Here is a 17090-nt window from a genome sequence, read left to right as displayed (position 1 = left end):
CGACGGCACTCACTGTTAGTTAGAGAGAGGTAACCATACCCATGGTTGAACTGTCAGTCCTGTTGGACGCCACAACTGATGAAATAGCTCTGAATCTCAATTCCCTGTGGCTTCTCGTCGCGGCAGCCCTCGTGCTCCTGATGACTCCCGGTGTCGCGTTCTTCTACGGCGGCATGGTCAAGGCCAAGAGCGTTATCAGCATGATGATGATGAGCTTTGGCGCGATGGGCGTCGTCGGGGTGCTCTGGGTGCTCTACGGCTACGGTCTCGTCTTCGGTCCGCCGCTGATCCCCGGCTTCCTCGGCAACCCGTCCGAACTGCTCGGTCTCTCGGGACTCCTCGGTGCCGGCGAAGACGGCTCCCTCTCGCCCGACCTGAACGGCCTGGCGTTCGCCGGCTTCCAGGCCACGTTCGCCATCATCACCGTCGCCCTGATCTCCGGAGCCATCGCCGACCGCGCGAAGTTCGGCGCCTGGCTGATTTTCGCCGCCGTCTGGTCGACGCTGGTCTACTTCCCGGTCGCGTACTGGGTCTTCAACCTTGCCGACGGCTGGGCTCCCGCAGCCCTCGGAGTCAACGACTTCGCCGGTGGCACCGCCGTGCACATCAACGCCGGTGCAGCCGGTCTGGCTCTCGCCCTGGTCCTCGGCAAGCGGGTGGGCTTCAAGAAGGGCATCTCCAAGCCGCACAACGTGCCGCTCACCCTGCTCGGCGCGTCGCTGCTCTGGTTCGGCTGGTTCGGCTTCAACGCCGGTTCCGAAGCCGCCGTCGACGGCATCGCCGCCCTCGCCTGGATCAACACGCTCGTCGCTCCCGCCGCCGGTATTCTCGGCTGGCTCATCGTCGAGAAGATCAAGGACGGCAAGCCCACGTCGATCGGTGCCGCATCGGGTGCCGTCGCCGGACTCGTCGCCGTCACCCCGGCCTGTAACATCCTCACCCCGTTCTGGGCCATCGTCCTCGGTGTTCTCGTCGGCGCGGTGTGTGCGGTTGCCATCGACCTGAAGTTCAAGTGGGGCTTCGACGACTCGCTCGACGTGGTGGGCATCCACCTCATCGGCGGCATGATCGGAACGCTCTACATCGGCATCTTCGGTTCGGGGATCGGCCTGCTCGACACCGGCAGCCTCAACCAGCTGTGGGTGCAGTTCGTCGCCGCTTTCGGTATCGCGATCTTCTCCTTCGTGATGGCGTACGGCATCGGCTGGGTCATCCAGAAGACGATCGGTTTCCGCATCAACAACGAGGACGAGGTGGCCGGAGTGGACACCATCGTCCACGGTGAAGAGGGCTACGCGCTCGACGCCGTCTAACGACACACCATCCGGGCCGGTCCAGCCGGACCGGCCCAGGCGCAGGCGGTGGGCGCATCCGGTCGAATCGGATGCGTCCACCGCCTGTGTGCGTGCCGGGGCCACGTCGGGCCGAGGGAGGTGCTTCGGAGCCGAACCTTGACGCGTTCTGGGCGGCAGGCCACACTGACACAACTTGTCGGGGACCCGAAGCCCGCAAGGAGAACCCTGCCAGGCCCTCGGTGGCTGAGAGCCTGGCAGGGTTCTGTTCTCCCGGTGCGCTCCGTTCCTGACTGCCGCGAGCGACCACCCGTCGGGGTGTGCCTACTCGGTATAGGACGAGCTCGACAACGCTTTCGCCTTCAGAGACTCGAATTCGGCCGGCGAGATCGTCCCGGCATCGAGAAGGGCCTTCGCCCGGCTGATCTCCTCGCTGGCACCGGAACCGGTTCGAGCGACACTGCGGATGTAATCGTCGGTCTCGGCCTGGTACTGCCTGGACTCCCGGGAACTGCGTTCCGCCATGCCCTGGCCGCGGGCGATCACGTAGATCAGCACCGTGAGGAAGGGAACGAAGAACAGGAAGAGGAACCAGGCCGCCTTCGCCCAGCCGTTGAGCTGCCGATCACGGAACAGATCGAACACAACGGCGAAGAGGGCGAAGAAATAGGAAATGATCGCGAAGGTCCAGAAGAAGAACCAGATCGTTCCCCACAGGTTTTCCCAGAAGTCCATGGCACTTTCTCCTCATCTGCGGGCCTTGCTGTTTTCGAGCGCCGAGCGCCGAGCACGCCAGCGGGTGGCGTGTGCCACCGTCATACGTCCGAGGGGCAGAGCCACCGTCACCCGAACCGGGTGAATTCGGCGTGCTCTATCCGCCGATAGTGCAGAGAGCTAGGGTGACCCTGCCGACCGACCACCCAGGGCCGCGAACGGAGGACGTGTCTCGATGACTGTGCATCGGGTACCAGCCAGCTTCGCGCCGGGAACGACCCGGGTGTTCGGAACCCAGCCGTTCGGAACCCAGCCGCTGGGAATCGAATCGCAGATTCCGGCACCCGCCCCGACGGAGGTGGATCGGCCCCGGCTCGACGGAGCATTCCATCGTCTCTGCGCCGGCGAGGTGCGGTGCGTCGGTGTGTGGGCGCCGGCCGGTGCCGGCAAGACGACCCTGGTGGCGGCGTGGGCCCGTCGACTCCGCCGAGCAGGGGAGTCGGTGACGTGGTTGCGCGCCCCGGATCCGGCGGACCTCCGTCCCGCGGATGTCTGGCAGCGGGCCGAGCAGGGTGCGCCGACCCCGTCGGTGTCAGGCGACGGGGGGAACGCGTACGTGTTCGTCGATGACTTCGGCCTGCGCAGCGCCGAACAGCCGGGGCTGCTGGGAGAGTGGGTCGCCTCGGTGCAGGACGGCACCCGGGTCGTGGTCGCCGGACGCTCCCGGCCGGGTGCGGGAATGACCCCCCTGCGTGCCTGCGGCGCGATGGTCGACCTGGCGCCCGGGCAGCTGGCATTCGACCGGAGAGAGTTGCTGGCGCTCGCGGCCGGGCATCGGATGGTGCTGACCCAGCAGGAGGCAGACATCCTGATGCACCGAACCGCAGGATGGGCCACCGGTCTGGCGGTGATAGTTCCGAGTCTCGGGGTCGGCGCAGACTCCGCCCGGAGGATACGGGGTTTCGACGGTGACGACCCCGGGGTGGCCGGGTTCCTGCGCGAGGAGATCGTCGCCGGGTGGACCGACACTGATCGGGACACGGTGCTGGGTGCCGCCGTTCGGGACCTGGTCACGGTCGATCTGGCCGTCCACGTGACACATCGAACGGATGCCGGAGCGGTGCTGGATCGGCTGGCCGGGCAGGGGGCCCTGATCACCAGGGAGGACACGGTCGGGTATCGCATCCACCCGATCCTGCTGGCCTACCTGCAAGCCGAGGCGCGGAGGCACGATGCCGGGGCTGCCGCGGGGGCGCACGAGCGTGCCTCCCGCTGGTTCGCGCGCCGCGGCGAGGGAGGCGACGCCCTCGAACAGGCTCTGGAGTCCCGGCTGCCCCGCCTCATCGCCGAAATGCTCGACACCTTCGGTCTCGACCTCGTGCTCCGGGGAACGCCTGACCTCGTGGTCAGGGCGCTGGAAGGGCAGGCTGCGCTCGCCGAGGGCGAGGCGGAGCCCGCGGCGTCGACCCTGCGGCTGCTCCTGGAGGCACCGTACTTTCCCGACCGAGCGCAGGCCCGGCACCTGCTGACGGGGCTCGAGTCGGTCCGGCCCGGCTCGCCGGCGTGGCCGAGCGGCAACCGGGCGCAGACCTGGACCGCCGTGATCGCTGCGCTGACCGCGTTCCGCGCCGACAGCGACGACGAGATCCGGACCGGTCTGTCCGCGCTGCGCGCTGCCCGTGACGGTCCGGGGTGTCTGCCCCACCTCGGCGTCGACCTGCTGGTCACCACCGCCGAGGCCTGGTGTCACGCCGGTCTGGGCGCGGCGGAGCAGGCCGAGACTGGGCTCCGGGAGGTGGCCGTGAGTGCCCGGAATGCCGGCTACCAGTGGTTGTTCCTGCTGGCCGGTGACCTCGGCGCCACATCGGCGGCCCGCCGGGGTGACTGGAGGCGTGCCGGCCGGATCGACGAGCAGGTGGCCCGGGCCACGGCGGCCTCGACGCGACTCATGATGGGTGCCGGAGCAGCCGAGCCGGGGGAACCGTTCGACCGGGCGGCGGCCCGCGCCTGGGTCTCCCACCAGCAGCGTCGGTATGAGCGGTGCGACCCGCTGGACACGAGCATGCTCGCGAGGATCGTGGCGGCGGACCCGCTGATGGCCGATCACGGGCTCATCGTGCCCGCGCAGGCTCTGCTCACACTGGCGGAGATGGAGGAAGGCCCGAGGCCGCGCTCGGCGCTCGAGAGCATGAATGGGCTCCTGCGGGAAGCCGCCGACGCCCAACCGCGCGTGCTCAGCCTGTGCTGCCTTCCCTGGTTTGATCTGACCTGTCTGCTTGACGGCCGGACGGAGGCCGCACGCGTGGCCATGCTGGTGGACACCGTGCTGGGGACGGATTCGCTGGAGGCCGTGCTGCTCCGTTCTCTCGCGAATCCGCCCGCGCGGGACGACCGCGGCGGCGGCAGCCGGCTCGCGGCAGCCGCCACCCCGGCCGGCCGGTGCTGGCGCGGATCCACGCTCGTGAGTGCCTGGATCGTGCTCGCCGGGATCGCCGCGGAGAGGGACCGCCCGGCCGAAGCGGATGCCCGCCTGGTACGGGCGCTGCGCCTGGCCGAACGGCTGCGCGTCGAGCGGGCCTTCCTGGGGGTCGGCAGGCTCGGGGTGGCCCTCCTCGAGGCGAGGATCGGGCGGCTGGGAGACCTGGACGGCTTCGCCCGCCGGATTCTCAGCCGTTCGGCGCCGGCGCCGGGGACGTCCCACCCGGGGCACACCGCGATGCGCACTGTGGGTCACACCCAGGTGCTCACCGAACGAGAACGGGAGCTGTTGCGGGAGTTGCCGTTCCACCAGACCATCGCGGACATCGCCCGCAAACACAGTGTCAGCGCCAACACCGTCAAGACCCATCTGCGCAACATCTACCGGAAGCTCGAGGCCACGGACCGGGCGCGGGCCTGCGCCATCGCGCAGGAACGCGGTCTCCTCTGACCAACCAGTAGGATTCGAGGGTCTCGTGACCCGCGCGTCGCGGCACGAGGCCACGCGCATGATCGTCGTGTGCCGGCGGAACGGAAGGACCCCATGTTCGAATTCCTGCTCAGCCCCATCCCCGGCCTCATCACGCTGGGAATCGTCGTCTTCCTGATCGGCCTGATCTACGCCAAGAGCGTCTACAAGAACGCGGGGCCGGACGAGGCCCTGGTGATCACCGGCAAGAAGTCGAAGAAGACCATCGTCGACGGCGCCACCCTCGAGGAATCCGGGCAGCGCGTCGTGCATGGCCAGGGCGTGTTCATCACCCCGTTCTTCCAGAAGGCGTTCAAGATCAGCCTCCGCAGTCGCGCGATTGAGATCACGGCCGTCGCCCAGGACCAGAACGGCGTCACCCTGACCGTGGAAGCCGTCGCGATCGTGAAGGTCGGCGACGACCCGGCGGCCATCCGGGCCGCGGCGCAGCGGTTCCTCGGCCAGGACAAGAACATCGACGGCTTCGCGCAGGAAGTGCTGTCGGGATCCCTGCGGTCGTCGATCGGTGGTACGAACGTGATGACCATCATCCAGAAGCGCGATGAGCTCGGCTCCTCCGTGCTGGCCACCGCTCGGGAGTCTCTGGCCAACCAGGGCGTCGACGTGGACTCATTCGAGATCAAGGGCATCACCGACGAGAACGACTACATCCGCGACCTCGGCCGCGCCGAGCAGGCCAAGGTGCGGCGTCAGGCCGAGGTTGCCGAGCACGCAGCCAACCGGGAAGCCCAGGAGGCCGCCATCCTCGCCGAGCAGGCCATCGCCGAGGCGCAGAACACGCTCGCGCTGCGCAAGGCCGCCCTGCAGCTGGACACCGACAAGGCGGCTGCCGAAGCCGCCGCGGCCAAGCCGCTGGCCGAGGCGAAGGCCCAGCAGGCCATCGTGCAGGAGCAGGAGCTGACCGCTCAGCGCCGTGCGTCGCTGCGCAAGGCGGAGCTGGAGTCCGAGGTCAACGCCATCGCCGACGCCGACGCGTACCGCATCCGGGTGACGGCGATCGCTGCGGCCGAGGCCGCTGTGGCCGGCGCGAACGCCGACCGCGACAGCCGGATCGCCAACGCCGAGGCCCTCCGGGCGGAGGGTCAGGCCGAGGCCGATGCGATCCTCGCCCGGGGTACCGCGGAGGCGACCGCCACCCGGCTGTCCGCCGAGGCCGTCGCCGAGCAGAGCGAGGCGCTGATCCAGCTGCGCATGGTGGAGATGTTGCCCGAGATCGCCCGCGAGCTGGCCGCCCCGATGTCGAACATCGACAACCTGACGGTCATCTCCACGGATGGCGCCAGCCAGCTGACCAAGAACGTCGCCTCGGGCTTCACCGAGGTCGACGGGGTGCTCAAGTCCACCATGGGAATCGGCATCCGCGAGATGCTCGGCAACCTCGTCGGCGGCGCCGCCGCCGGTGCCGCCGCGGCGAAGGTCGCCAACCCGGTGCCCTCGCTCACGACCGCCCAGCAGGCCGACGTCGACCACGCCCTGGCCGCTCCGGCCGTCGAGGCGTAGCGCGGCCCGGTATCGGTCCGGGCCGCGCAGGAGCTAGACGGAGACGGCCGCTCGGGCCGCCTTCACCAGGTCGGCGCAGCGTTCTCCGATCATCATGGTGGTGATGTTCGGGTTCACCGTGACCAGCTCCGGCATCACCGAGGCGTCGGCCACCCGCAGCCCGGTCACGCCCTTGACCCGCAACTGCGGGTCGAGGGGCGAACCGGCGTCGGCCTCCGCACCCATGCGCACGGTTCCGGCGGGGTGGTACACGGTGTTGTGGGTCTTCCGGATGTAGTCGGTGATCTCGGCATCCGTCTGCACCGCGTCACCGGGGTAGAGCTCGGCGCCTGCCCACTCGGCCATGGCCGGCTGCGCCACGATCTCGCGGGCCTTGCGGATGCCGGCCACCATGACCCGCATGTCGTGCGGGTCGGTGAAGTAGCGCGGGTCCACCAGCGGCTTGTCGCGGTAGTCGCTGCTGCGCAGCCGGATCGTGCCGCGGGACCGGGCGTGGGTGACGTTCGGGGTCAGGCAGAAGCCGTTCTCCGTGGTCGGGTAGCCGTGGCGGGCCGTGTGCATGTCGAAGGGCACGGAACCGTAGTGGAACATCAGGTCCGGGCGGTCGAGGCCCTCTTCGGTGGTCGTGAAGATGCCGATCTCCCACCACTGGGTGGACGTCTCCGTCATGGGCTTCTTCGCTTCCCACTGGATGACGCCTTCGGGGTGGTCCTGCAGGTTCTCACCGACGCCGGGCGAGTCCACGAGCACCGGGATGCCGTGCTCCCGGAGGTGCGCGTCCGGGCCGATCCCGGAGAGCATCAGCAGCTTGGGCGAGTCGATCGCGCCGGCCGAGAGGATGACCTCGTGCCGGGCGGTCAGCCGGTGCGTCTTGCCGAACGCGGCATCCACGACGTCGACGCCGGTGCAGCGCCGGTTCTCGTCGAAGACCAGCTTGCGCGCCCGCAGGTCGGTCAGCAGGGTGAAGTTGCCCCGCTGCATGATCGGATGGATGTAGGACACCGACGACGACGCCCGGGTGCCGTCCGCCTGGCGGTTGATCTGGAAGAAGTTGGCGCCGTTGACGACCGTGCTGCCGTCGTTGAATCGGGCCCGCGGGATGCCGGCCTGCTCGCAGGCGTCGAGGAGCGCGATCCCGGCCGGGTCGGTCGCGGGCACGTTCATCAGATGCACGGGGCCGTCATGGCCGTGGTGGGCGTCCGTGTCCTCGTTGGTCTCCAGCCGGGTGAACAGCGGCAGGATGCTGTCGGCCTCCCACCCGGCGGCGCCGTGCGTGCCGGCCCACTCGTCCAGGTCTTCGCGGGGTGCCCAGAAGGCGATGCAGGAGTTGTGGCTGGAGCAGCCGCCCAGCACCTTGGCGCGGGCGTGGCGCATGAAGGAGTTGCCGTTCTGCTGCGGTTCGATCGGGTAGTCCCAGTCGTAGCCGGATTCCAGCAGTTCCATCCACCGGTCCAGCTGCAGGATGGCGTCGACGCCGCGGTCGTCCGGGCCGGCCTCCACCAGCGCGACCTGCACCTCCGGATCCTCGCTCAGCCGGGCGGCGACGGCGGCTCCCGCGGAGCCGCCGCCGATCACGATGTAGTCGAATTCCGTGTTCGTCAGTTCAGTCGTCATGAGAGTGTTCCCTTTCTCGCCGGGGGTTACCGGGCCGCGAACCAGCCGGTGACCTGGGGGGCCGTGTTCTGGTAGATGTGCTTGGTCTCCTGGTACTCGGCCAGGCCGGAGGGGCCGAGCTCCCGGCCCGTGCCGGACTGGCCGTATCCGCCCCACTCCGCCTGCGGCAGGTACGGGTGGAAATCATTGATCCAGACGGTGCCGTGGCGCAGGAGCTTCGCGACGCGCTGCGCCCGGCCGGCATCCTGGGTCCAGACCGCACCGGCGAGGCCGTAAACGGTGTCATTGGCGATATTCACGGCGTCGGCCTCGGTGCGGAAGGTCTCCACGGTGACGACGGGGCCGAACGCCTCGTCGACGACCACGGACATCCCTCGGCGCACCTGATCGAGCACGGTCGGGGTGTAGTAGAAGCCCTTCTCCAGGTCACCCGTGCCCCAGGTGCCGCCGCAGCGCAGCCGGGCACCCTCGGCGAGGCCCTTGTCGACGTAGGCGGTGACCTTGTCGCGGTGTGCGGCGGAGATCAGCGGGCCGGTTTCGGCGTCGGGGTCGAACGGACCGCCCAAGCGGATCTGATCGGCACGGCGCACGAGTTCGTCGACGAACCGCTCCGCGATTGATTCCTCCACAACGAGGCGCGACCCGGCCGAGCAGACCTGGCCCGAGTGCACGAAGGCGCCGTTGAGGGCGTTGTCCACGGCGGCGTCGAAGTCCGCGTCCGCGAAGATGACGTTCGGGTTCTTGCCGCCGAGCTCGAGGGCGACCTTCTTGACCGTGCCGGCGGCCGCGGCCGCGATCAGCTTGCCCGTGGCCAGGCCACCGGTGAAGGAGACCAGGTCGACGTCGGGATGGCTGGACAGCGGTGCCCCGGCGACCGGCCCGGCGCCGAGCACCAGGTTGGCGACGCCGTGCGGCAGCCCGAGATCGTCGAGCAGCCGCATCATCAGGATGGAGGTGTGCGGGGTGAGCTCGCTGGGCTTGAGGATGAAGGTGTTGCCGGCGGCGAGGGCCGGGGCGATCTTCCAGGCGGCCTGCAACAGCGGGTAGTTCCAGGGCGCGATCAGACCGCAGACCCCCACCGGCTCGTGCACGATGCGGCTGAGCACGCTCTCGTCCCCGGCGTCCACGATCCGGCCGGCGTCCTGTCCGGCGAGCTTGCCGAAGTAGGTGAAGCAGTTCGCGATGTCGTCGATGTCGATCTCGCTCTCGACCAGGCGCTTGCCGGTGTCCAGCGTTTCGGCCCGGGCGAAGGCGGCCTTCCGGTCCCGGAGGCCGGCGGCCACGCGGAGTAGGAAATCACCGCGCTCGGGTGCGGGCGTGGTGGGCCAGGTTCCCGTGTCGAAGGCGGTGCGGGCCGCGCGGATGGCGGTCTCGACATCCGTCGTCGTCGCCTCGGACACGGTGCCGACGGGCGCGCCGTCCGCGGGGCAGGTGATCTGCCGGGTGCCTCCGTCGGAGGCGGCTACCCAGGCTCCGTCGATGAAAAGTGTCGTGGTGCTCACTGTGTTACCTCTTCCGACTCGAAGTCGGCTTCCCAATTGTCTTTGGCCAGGTGATCGTCTGCCACCAGGGTGTTGCCGCCGGGGTTTTCCCGGTTCAGATGCAGGAAGTCCAGGTGCGTCTCGTAGTGGTCGAGAACGTCCGTGATGACCTGCTCCTTGTTGTAACCCATCAGGTCGTAGCCGTGGCTGCCCTCCAGGGAGAACACCTCCATGCGGTAGTACTTGGCACCCGAGGACGCCGAGCGGACGGCATACGTCGGGGTGTCGTACTGCACGGGGTAGATCTGATACTTGAATCCGCGCTCATCGCCCATTCCGACGAGCAGGTCGAGGTGCGGAATCCGCAGCCCCTCCACCACACCCTGGCTGAGGGAGACGTCGGCACCCTGGGTGACCAGTTCGTCGTGCACGTCCTGCAAGGCGGGCTGGGCCACCTCGGCCGCGAATCGTTCGGCCTGGCGCTGGCCGGGATAGGTCATGGCACGGGAGAGACGGTGCCGCCAGTTGCGGCCGCGGGCCGTGTCCGCCGACCGGCCCGACAGCAGTCCGGGCAGGCTCTGCCGGTAGCTGTCGGTGAGCGACTGTTCGACCCGGAGAGCTTTGTACAGGCCCAGCATGATGAACAGAAGCACGGCCGAGAACGGCAGCCCCATGATGATGGTCGCGTTCTGCAGGGTCGGGATGCCGCCCACCAGCAGCATGGACAGCGTCAGCACGCCCGTGGTGACCGCCCAGAACAGGCGCAGCCACTTCGGGCCGTCGGAATCGGCATCCTTCAAGTGCGAGGTGAAGTTCGCCATCACCAGGGCACCGGAATCGGCGGAGGTGACGTAGAACAGCAGCCCGGTGAAGGTGGCGACCGCGGCGCTGAACGGCGCTGCGGGGAACTCGGCCAGCAACGAGTAGAACCCCCGCTCGGGCGAATTCATGGCGACGTCGCCGAAGCCGGCGTCGCCGCCGATGACGACGGCGAGGGCGCTGTTCCCGAAGACGGAGATCCAGATCAGGATGAATGCGAAGGGGATGATCATCGTGCCGGCGACGAACTCGCGGATGGTCCGTCCGCGTGAGATGCGGGCCAGGAACAGCCCGACGAACGGCGCCCAGGCGATCCACCAGGCCCAGAAGAAGAGCGTCCAGCCGTTCATCCAGGCATCCGGGCGATCGTAGGCGAAGGTGTCCAGGGTCATGCCCGGGAACCGGCTCAGTGTGTCGCCGATGTTCTGCACGATGGCGTCGAGCAGAAAACTGGTATTGCCCACGATCAGCACGAACAGCATCAGGCCCACGGCCAGGATGACGTTCAGCTCGGACAGTCGACGGATTCCCTTCTCCACGCCGGAGAGCACGGAGATCGCGGCCATGGCGACCGATAGCAGGATCAGGGAACCCTGCACCCAGACGTTCTCGGGCATGTCGAACATGAAGGTCAGACCGTAGTTCAACTGCACCACGCCGATTCCGAGCGACGTGGCGATGCCGAAGATGGTGCCGAGAACCGCGGCGATGTCGACCGCGTGGCCGATCGGCCCGTGGATTCGCTTGCCGAAGATCGGGTACAGGGCCGAACGGATACTCAGGGGCAGGTTGTGCCGGTAGGCGAAATACCCGAGGGCAAGCCCCATCAGGGCGTAGAGCGCCCAGCCGGTGATCCCGTAGTGGAACAGGGTCCAGACCATGGCCTGGCGTGCCGCTTCCACGGTGCTGCCGTCACCGGTGGGTGGCGCCAGGTACTGGCTGACGGGTTCGGACACCGAGAAGAACATCAGGTCGATGCCGATTCCGGCCGCGAACAGCATGGCCGACCAGGTGAACAGGCTGAATTGGGGTCGGGAATGGTCGGGGCCGAGCCTTGTTTTGCCGACGCGGGAGATGGCCGCGCCAAGCACGAAGATCACCACGAGGGTGACGATCAGGAAGTAGTACCAGCCCAGATTCGTGGAGACCCAGGTCACGACGGAGCCGATGACCTGGTCGGCGTTCTCGGGCAGGAGGATGGCCCACAGGGCGATGATGATGACGCCGGCGGCGGAGCCGGAGAAGACGGTCTTGTTCACCCGGGTGGCGGCGGGTACCGGGGGGAGGCCAGTGGTGCTGGTGGTGTCGGTTCCTGTGATGCCGGTTCCTGTGGCGCCTGTCGGGCTTGGGCCGGGATCGGACCGGCCCGGGGCAGGGGGAATGGAAGGGGGCAGTTCGGCCATGGTTTCGCGCGTCCTTATCGGGTGACGGGTAGTCCGGGGCGGGGGTGTGCGCAGTCGTGCGCGGGGGATGAGCAGCAATCCACAGGGCTCAAGGAACTGTCGCCTCCATCGTGGATAGCGGGTCCTGGCCGTCCTCATCCGAGGAAGGTGACAATTGGCTGACCCTCCATAATGGGGGGTATGACGGCGGAACCCCGCATCCGCTGCCAGCAAAAACGCAGGTTCAGCGGTATTTCCGGTCCAGGAACGGCTTCGCGTCAGTGGGGTGGAACCGGTTCCCGGGCGAGTAGCATTAACCCGCACGGAGTTCCTCAGGGTGCTCGGTGCAGCACGCTGAGCAAGGGAGAGTTCCAGATGACGGATGCCGCGATGGACCCGATCTCGGCGGTCGCGCCCCGGCTCGCGGGGCGGGCCTCCTCCAGCCAACGCTGGTCGAATCTGATGTTCCTGCACTGGCGCGTGGACGCAGACCTCGTGGCACCCCTGTTGCCGGAGGGTCTCGTTCCGGACGAATTCGACGGAACCAGCTGGGTCGGGTTGATTCCGTTCGTGCTCGACCGCGCCACCGTCTTCGGTAGCCCGCCCATCCCGTATTTCGGCACCTTCGTCGAGGTGAACGTGCGCCTGTACGCGGTCGACGCGAATGGTCACCGCGGCGTTGTCTTCGTCTCCCTGGAAGCTTCCCGCCTCGCGGCCGTGCTGGCCGCCCGGGCGCTCTTCTCGATCCCGTACATGTGGTCGCGCACCCGGCTCGAGGTCGTGTCGGGGGAGTACCACTACACCTCCCGTCGCCACCTCGCTGCAGGGGCGCACACCGAGATCGTGGTGCGGCCGACCATGCGCCCGGTGGTCGGAGACCCGCTCGCCGACTTCCTCACCGCGCGCTGGGCTCTCTTCACTCGCACGCGGGGGCGCACGGTGCACCTGCGTAACCACCACGAGCCGTGGGATCTTTTCGAGGCCGAGCTGGTGAGTCTTGACGACACCCTGCTCGCCGTGGCCGGTTTCCCCGGGCTGGCCGCCCGCGCGCCGGATTCCGTGCTCTATTCACCCGGTGTCACGACCTGGTTCGGCGCTGCCGGCTGAGCTGCAGCCGGGGCTGGGTCCGTAGCCGGGGCTGTAGCCGGGGCTGTCGAGCTTCGGTCGATTCCTCCACAATGTCGCCCTGATCGGGTTATCCACAGGGCGTTCGGGGCCGGGCGGATGCCGCCGGGAATGTCGGTGGGTGCCCGTAACGTGTGTCTCATGAAGCCGTCATTCATCGCCGAGCAGGAGGCTCTCGCGGCGCATTTCGAAGCGATCGCGGAGGCCGAACGGGCCATCGCGCAGGCCTTTGCGCGTCGGGCGGAGCTGGTCGAGGCAGGCCGGCGGTTCGGGCAGGCGCGGGCGAACGCGGCCGTGCGGCTGCCGGGGTCCCGGTGGGACGCGGCCGAGGTCGCGGAGCGGGAGTTCGTGAGCGAGTTGGCGTGCACGATCCGCATTCCGCGGCGCACGGCGGAGAACCTGATCGCGGAGAGCCGGGCCCTGGCCGTCGAGCTCCCCGCGACCCGGGTCGCGTTGGCGGCCGGGGAGATCAGTTATCAGCATGCGCGGGCGGTGATCAATCAGGCCTGGTCGGTGCCCGAGGAGGCGAAGCCGGCGTTCGAGGCGGCGGTGCTGCGTGCGGCGGGCACGGTGACGGCGTCGAAGCTGAAGTACCGGGCGCGGTTGCTGCGGGAACGCCTGCACCCGGAGACGATCAGGGCCCGGCACCAGAAGTCGGTGCGGGACCGGGCGGTGTTCTTCGAGCCCGAACCCGACGGCATGGCGTCGCTGACGCTCTATGACAGTGCGGAGAAGGTCGCCGGGGCGTTCGAGCGGGTCACGCTGGCCGCGTTGAGCCTGCAGGGTTCGGGCGAGGAACGCACGCTGACGCAGTTGACGGCGGATGTGTTCGCCGACGTGATCCTCGACGGGGTCACCCCGTCCGGGGTCGGCAAGGGCATCCGGGGTGCGGTGAATGTGACCGTTCCGGTGCTCACGTTGATGGGGCTCAGTGAGGAGCCGGGGTTCCTGGAGGGGTACGGGCCGATCGACCCGGACACGGCCCGGAGAATCGCGGCCGGGGCGCCGAGCTTCACCCGCATCCTGGTGCACCCGGAAACAGGCGCCGTGCTCTCCGTCGGGCGGGACCGATACAAGGTGCCAAAAGACCTGAAACGGTTACTGCGGGTGCGCGACAAAACCTGCCGGTTCCCGGGCTGCAACAAATCGGCCGCGCACTGCGACCTCGACCATTCCGTGGATTGGCAGTTCGACGGTGTGACCGCGCACGACAACCTCGCGCACCTGTGCCGGGCGTGTCATGCGCTCAAGAGCGAGACCGGGTGGCGGGTGGTGCATCTCGGTGACGGGCTGCTGGAGTGGACATCGCCGACCGGCCGCACGTTCGTGAGCGAGCCGGCCACGATCATCCACTCGGCATCGACGGCCGCGAAACCGGCCACGCCCCCTGCGGAACCGGAGCCGGAGCCGGAGCCCGAGCCGGGGTCCGACTCAGGCGAAACGCCCGAACCCGCACCCTTCTAGTCGGAGGTTCGGCCGCCGTGGACCCAGTACTGCGCCCAGGGTGACTCGCTCCGCACGACCAGGGGAGCGCACACGGGCTGCGGCCAGAGCTGAAGCAGGTAGAGCTGAAGCAGGTAGAGCTCAGACGGCAGTGCCCAGGTCCCAGGGGGCGATCGTGGCCCCAGATCCGGCTGTCACGGGGAATTCGACAACGCGGCGACCACGCCTCGAACACTGACCATCGTGAGCCTGCTCGGGCGACTAACACGATCTGCGAGAGCGGAGGGCCACGCCCCCGACGGGGAGTGCAACCAGCCCTGACGCGCAGAGAAGGGCGATCCACTCTCCGGTGGCCAGGCTCAGCCACAGGCCGAGCGCAAGAATCGTCACGCTGAAGACGATTCCGAAAACCCACATCCAACGTCGTGTCGAGTCGATCTCCGCAGTTGACATGGCCTCAGGCTAGCGGGCGCGGGCGCGGGCGGCAGGTCAAGGCAGCGCCGACGAAAGCCCATACCGCGTGTCTGACATAGTCGGTGGATGGACGACGTCACCCTTACCCTTCCCTCCGGTTCTGCGATCCTTCGGCGTGCTGCGCTGCGGGACCTGACTGCCATCGTGGGGCTTCTCGCGGATGATTCCATCAGCGCGTCCCGAGGCGACACGGGCAAGACGGAAGACCGGCCCGCCTACGAGCGGGCCTTCGCCGCAATCGACGCCGATCCGGCGCAGCAGCTGCTGGTCGCGACGTCGCTCCAGGGCGATGTGGTCGCCACCATGCAGCTCACCGTCATCCCCGGGCTCTCCCGCGTCGGGTCCTCCCGGTTGCAGATCGAGGCCGTTCGGGTGCGATCAGATCAGAGGAGCCGAGGGCTCGGCGGGGCGATGATCGAGTGGGCGACGTGCAATGCCCCGGCCTTCGGCGCACACCTCGTGCAACTCACCTCGGACGCCGCCCGCGGCGATGCGCACCGGTTCTATGAACGGTTGGGTTTCACGCCGTCCCACGTCGGCTTCAAATACGCTGTGCCGGCGATCGACTGAGGCTGAGGCCCCTCGACCGTCCGGTTCAGGCCAGCAGGCCGAGGAACCGGGCGGCGAACCCGGCGCACGCCACGGTCGCGGCGAAGAACACGGCCACCCAGACCACGCCCGGCAGGTGGGTCAGACGTGCCAGCTGGTCGGCGTCCGATGCGCCGCCGCGGCTTCTGGACCGTGAACGTTGCAGCTCGACAACCGTGCGCACGGCTCCGAAGAGCAGGAACGCCGTGAGCAGCAGGGCGAAGACGCTCTGCACCGGGGGAGACCCGAACCACGTGATTCCGAAGACCAGGCCGGCTGTGACGAGCACAGACCAGAGCCCGAACCAGTTGCGGATCTGTATCAACAGCAGCGCGAGGGCGGCCAGCAGCAACCACAGCAGGCCGATGTCGTAGCCGTGGCTGAGCATCCCGGCCGCGCCGAGCCCCAGCAGGGCTGGTGCCGTGTAACCGGCCAGCAGGGTCAGCACCATGCCGAGGCCGCGCGGGCGCCCGCTGCTCACGGTCAGCCCCGACGTGTCGGAGTGCAGACGGATGCCGCCCAGCCGGCGTCCGCTCAACGTCGCCACGACAGCGTGGCCGCCCTCGTGCACGATCGTGATGACGTGGCGGCTGACCCGCCACACGGCCGGAACCAGGACAAGCGCGGCGGCGGCCACGATGGTCAGCCATGCCGTGAGCGCGGGAAGAGGGGCATTTCGGGCGGAGAGTTGCCCCCAGAGTCCGATCAGCCCGTCCATGCCTGTCAGCCTAGATGACCGTGGCCGGGAGTTTTATACTGACGACACAACACCGGGTACGAGCGAAAGGACCCACTCCATGAGCGCGTCGGACAAGATCAAGAACACCGCCGAGGAAGCCGTCGGCAAAGCCAAGGAAGCCGCCGGAAAACTGACCGACAATGAGCGTCTGGAAGCGGAAGGCAAAGCCGACCAGGCCAAGGCGAACCTCAAGCAGGCCGGAGAGAACGTGAAGGATGCCCTCAAGGACTGACCGGCAGGCACAAGCATCACTGAACAGACCGTTCTTCACTGAGAGTCCAACCAATGAAAGGTGGGGGAGAACCATGAATGTCCTCCTCGTCATCGTCGCTATTGTCGCCATCGTTCTACTGCTCACGGGAGGATTCGTTGAGTCGCTCAACTTCCTCATCTGGGTCGGCATCGTTCTCGCCGTGATCGCCCTGATCGTCTGGCTCGCTCGCGTGATCTCGGGAAACCGAGCCTGATCACGCTGCTCGCCGAATGACGGAGTAAGCGGACAAATGAAAAAGCCCCGGAAATCCGGGGCTTTTTCTCGTGTGGGCGATACCGGACTCGAACCGATGACCTCTTCCGTGTGAAGGAAGCGCGCTACCAACTGCGCCAATCGCCCATGTGGCCAGAGCTGCAACCACGAGTTCTAACACTAGCCCAGAGCGGACGACTGGCGCACATCGAGAGCAGGCAACACGCCGGTGCGGCTCGGTTTGAATATGCACGGGCCTATCCGCTAGAGTTTTCAAGCGCGCAGAAATGTGTGCAGTTGCGGATGTGGCGCAGTGGTAGCGCATCACCTTGCCAAGGTGAGGGTCGCGAGTTCGAATCTCGTCATCCGCTCGAATGGAATCGGCTGAAAGGCCGGTTCTTTTTGATACGAATCCCAAGTGGTGGGTTGGCCGAGAGGCGAGGCAACGGCCTGCAAAGCCGTGTACACGGGTTCGAATCCCGTAT

14 protein-coding genes and 3 tRNA genes are annotated in these 17090 nt (G+C 67.9%); 10 read left to right on the top strand and 7 right to left on the bottom strand.

The genetic code is table 11. The features are described from left to right. The first annotated feature begins 41 nt into the window (after positions 1–41). Positions 42–1313, top strand: a complete 1272-nt coding sequence (locus E3T49_RS12550; RefSeq protein WP_134425246.1) for an ammonium transporter — start codon at positions 42–44, stop codon at positions 1311–1313. A 303-nt stretch (positions 1314–1616) separates the two neighbouring features. Here the strand turns inward: E3T49_RS12550 and E3T49_RS12545 are convergent, their stop codons facing one another. Beyond that, complete coding sequence (locus E3T49_RS12545) at positions 1617–2027, bottom strand: SHOCT domain-containing protein (protein ID WP_134425245.1); 411 nt, start codon at positions 2025–2027, stop codon at positions 1617–1619. Positions 2028–2241: 214 nt separating this feature from the next. Here E3T49_RS12545 and E3T49_RS12540 point away from each other — a divergent pair, with 214 nt between their 5' ends. After that, a complete protein-coding gene (locus E3T49_RS12540) occupies positions 2242–4935 on the top strand; it encodes a LuxR C-terminal-related transcriptional regulator (protein ID WP_134425244.1) in 2694 nt (897 codons plus the stop codon). Between the two features lie 93 nt (positions 4936–5028). Continuing rightward, positions 5029–6474: a flotillin family protein gene (locus tag E3T49_RS12535; RefSeq protein ID WP_134425243.1), complete on the top strand. Its 1446-nt coding sequence runs from the start codon at positions 5029–5031 to the stop codon at positions 6472–6474. Between the two features lie 33 nt (positions 6475–6507). On the opposite strand, the gene E3T49_RS12530 is transcribed toward E3T49_RS12535, so the two are convergent. The 3 genes from E3T49_RS12530 to betT are packed head-to-tail and all read right to left on the bottom strand — an operon-like array spanning position 6508 to position 11791. Beyond that, entirely contained in the window at positions 6508–8088 is a 1581-nt protein-coding gene (locus tag E3T49_RS12530; protein WP_134425242.1) for a GMC family oxidoreductase, read from the bottom strand. Positions 8089–8114: 26 nt separating this feature from the next. Continuing rightward, positions 8115–9590 (bottom strand): aldehyde dehydrogenase family protein, encoded by a 1476-nt coding sequence (locus tag E3T49_RS12525; RefSeq protein ID WP_134425241.1) that lies wholly within the window; start codon positions 9588–9590, stop codon positions 8115–8117. After that, the gene (gene betT / locus E3T49_RS12520) at positions 9587–11791 is read right to left on the bottom strand and encodes a choline BCCT transporter BetT (RefSeq protein ID WP_134425240.1); all 2205 of its coding nucleotides are present in this window, start codon (positions 11789–11791) and stop codon (positions 9587–9589) included. The genes E3T49_RS12525 and betT overlap by 4 nt, the downstream gene beginning before the upstream one ends. 354 nt (positions 11792–12145) lie before the next feature. Between betT and E3T49_RS12515 the strand changes: the two genes are divergently transcribed. Both E3T49_RS12515 and E3T49_RS12510 read left to right on the top strand, forming a co-directional pair. Next, positions 12146–12877 carry a YqjF family protein gene (locus E3T49_RS12515; RefSeq protein ID WP_134425239.1) on the top strand — a complete coding sequence of 244 codons (732 nt, stop codon included), beginning with the start codon at positions 12146–12148 and terminating at the stop codon, positions 12875–12877. Between the two features lie 159 nt (positions 12878–13036). Further along, positions 13037–14359 (top strand): HNH endonuclease signature motif containing protein, encoded by a 1323-nt coding sequence (locus tag E3T49_RS12510; protein WP_166785542.1) that lies wholly within the window; start codon positions 13037–13039, stop codon positions 14357–14359. Between the two features lie 240 nt (positions 14360–14599). Here the strand turns inward: E3T49_RS12510 and E3T49_RS12505 are convergent, their stop codons facing one another. Beyond that, complete coding sequence (locus E3T49_RS12505; protein ID WP_134425237.1) at positions 14600–14791, bottom strand: hypothetical protein; 192 nt, start codon at positions 14789–14791, stop codon at positions 14600–14602. 87 nt (positions 14792–14878) lie between these two features. Between E3T49_RS12505 and E3T49_RS12500 the strand changes: the two genes are divergently transcribed. After that, positions 14879–15382, top strand: coding sequence for a GNAT family N-acetyltransferase (locus E3T49_RS12500; protein WP_134425236.1), 504 nt, complete (start codon positions 14879–14881; stop codon positions 15380–15382). 25 nt (positions 15383–15407) lie between these two features. Here E3T49_RS12500 and E3T49_RS12495 read toward each other — a convergent pair whose 3' ends face one another. After that, entirely contained in the window at positions 15408–16118 is a 711-nt protein-coding gene (locus tag E3T49_RS12495; protein WP_134425235.1) for a M50 family metallopeptidase, read from the bottom strand. Positions 16119–16197: 79 nt separating this feature from the next. On the opposite strand from E3T49_RS12495, the gene E3T49_RS12490 reads away from it, so the two are divergent. Together E3T49_RS12490 and E3T49_RS16210 are read left to right on the top strand one after the other, a co-directional pair. Continuing rightward, positions 16198–16371 (top strand): CsbD family protein, encoded by a 174-nt coding sequence (locus E3T49_RS12490; protein ID WP_134425234.1) that lies wholly within the window; start codon positions 16198–16200, stop codon positions 16369–16371. A gap of 73 nt (positions 16372–16444) precedes the next feature. Then, complete coding sequence (locus tag E3T49_RS16210) at positions 16445–16606, top strand: hypothetical protein (RefSeq protein ID WP_166785541.1); 162 nt, start codon at positions 16445–16447, stop codon at positions 16604–16606. Positions 16607–16679: 73 nt separating this feature from the next. On the opposite strand, the gene E3T49_RS12485 is transcribed toward E3T49_RS16210, so the two are convergent. Then, positions 16680–16752 (bottom strand) — tRNA-Val (locus tag E3T49_RS12485). A 152-nt stretch (positions 16753–16904) separates the two neighbouring features. Between E3T49_RS12485 and E3T49_RS12480 the strand changes: the two genes are divergently transcribed. Both E3T49_RS12480 and E3T49_RS16205 read left to right on the top strand, forming a co-directional pair. Next, positions 16905–16976: transfer RNA gene (locus E3T49_RS12480), tRNA-Gly, on the top strand. A gap of 57 nt (positions 16977–17033) precedes the next feature. Further along, positions 17034–17089 (top strand) — tRNA-Cys (locus tag E3T49_RS16205). The last annotated feature ends 1 nt before the right edge of the window (position 17090 follow it).

This window comes from Cryobacterium cryoconiti (genome assembly GCF_004403065.1).
Lineage (GTDB): Bacteria > Actinomycetota > Actinomycetes > Actinomycetales > Microbacteriaceae > Cryobacterium > Cryobacterium cryoconiti.
This window is presented reverse-complemented; position numbering and strand designations above follow the sequence as displayed.

What these genes read in the sequence shown, in the direction of transcription:
- E3T49_RS12550 (WP_134425246.1), top strand. Translation starts at nt 42, where the DNA reads ATGGTTGAACTGTCAGTCCTGTTGGACGCCACAACTGATGAAATAGCT.
- E3T49_RS12545 (WP_134425245.1), bottom strand. Translation starts at nt 2,027, where the DNA reads ATGGACTTCTGGGAAAACCTGTGGGGAACGATCTGGTTCTTCTTCTGG.
- E3T49_RS12540 (WP_134425244.1), top strand. Translation starts at nt 2,242, where the DNA reads ATGACTGTGCATCGGGTACCAGCCAGCTTCGCGCCGGGAACGACCCGG.
- E3T49_RS12535 (WP_134425243.1), top strand. Translation starts at nt 5,029, where the DNA reads ATGTTCGAATTCCTGCTCAGCCCCATCCCCGGCCTCATCACGCTGGGA.
- E3T49_RS12530 (WP_134425242.1), bottom strand. Translation starts at nt 8,088, where the DNA reads ATGACGACTGAACTGACGAACACGGAATTCGACTACATCGTGATCGGC.
- betT (WP_134425240.1), bottom strand. Translation starts at nt 11,791, where the DNA reads ATGGCCGAACTGCCCCCTTCCATTCCCCCTGCCCCGGGCCGGTCCGAT.
- E3T49_RS12515 (WP_134425239.1), top strand. Translation starts at nt 12,146, where the DNA reads ATGACGGATGCCGCGATGGACCCGATCTCGGCGGTCGCGCCCCGGCTC.
- E3T49_RS12510 (WP_166785542.1), top strand. Translation starts at nt 13,037, where the DNA reads ATGAAGCCGTCATTCATCGCCGAGCAGGAGGCTCTCGCGGCGCATTTC.
- E3T49_RS12505 (WP_134425237.1), bottom strand. Translation starts at nt 14,791, where the DNA reads ATGTCAACTGCGGAGATCGACTCGACACGACGTTGGATGTGGGTTTTC.
- E3T49_RS12500 (WP_134425236.1), top strand. Translation starts at nt 14,879, where the DNA reads ATGGACGACGTCACCCTTACCCTTCCCTCCGGTTCTGCGATCCTTCGG.
- E3T49_RS12495 (WP_134425235.1), bottom strand. Translation starts at nt 16,118, where the DNA reads ATGGACGGGCTGATCGGACTCTGGGGGCAACTCTCCGCCCGAAATGCC.
- E3T49_RS12490 (WP_134425234.1), top strand. Translation starts at nt 16,198, where the DNA reads ATGAGCGCGTCGGACAAGATCAAGAACACCGCCGAGGAAGCCGTCGGC.
- E3T49_RS16210 (WP_166785541.1), top strand. Translation starts at nt 16,445, where the DNA reads ATGAATGTCCTCCTCGTCATCGTCGCTATTGTCGCCATCGTTCTACTG.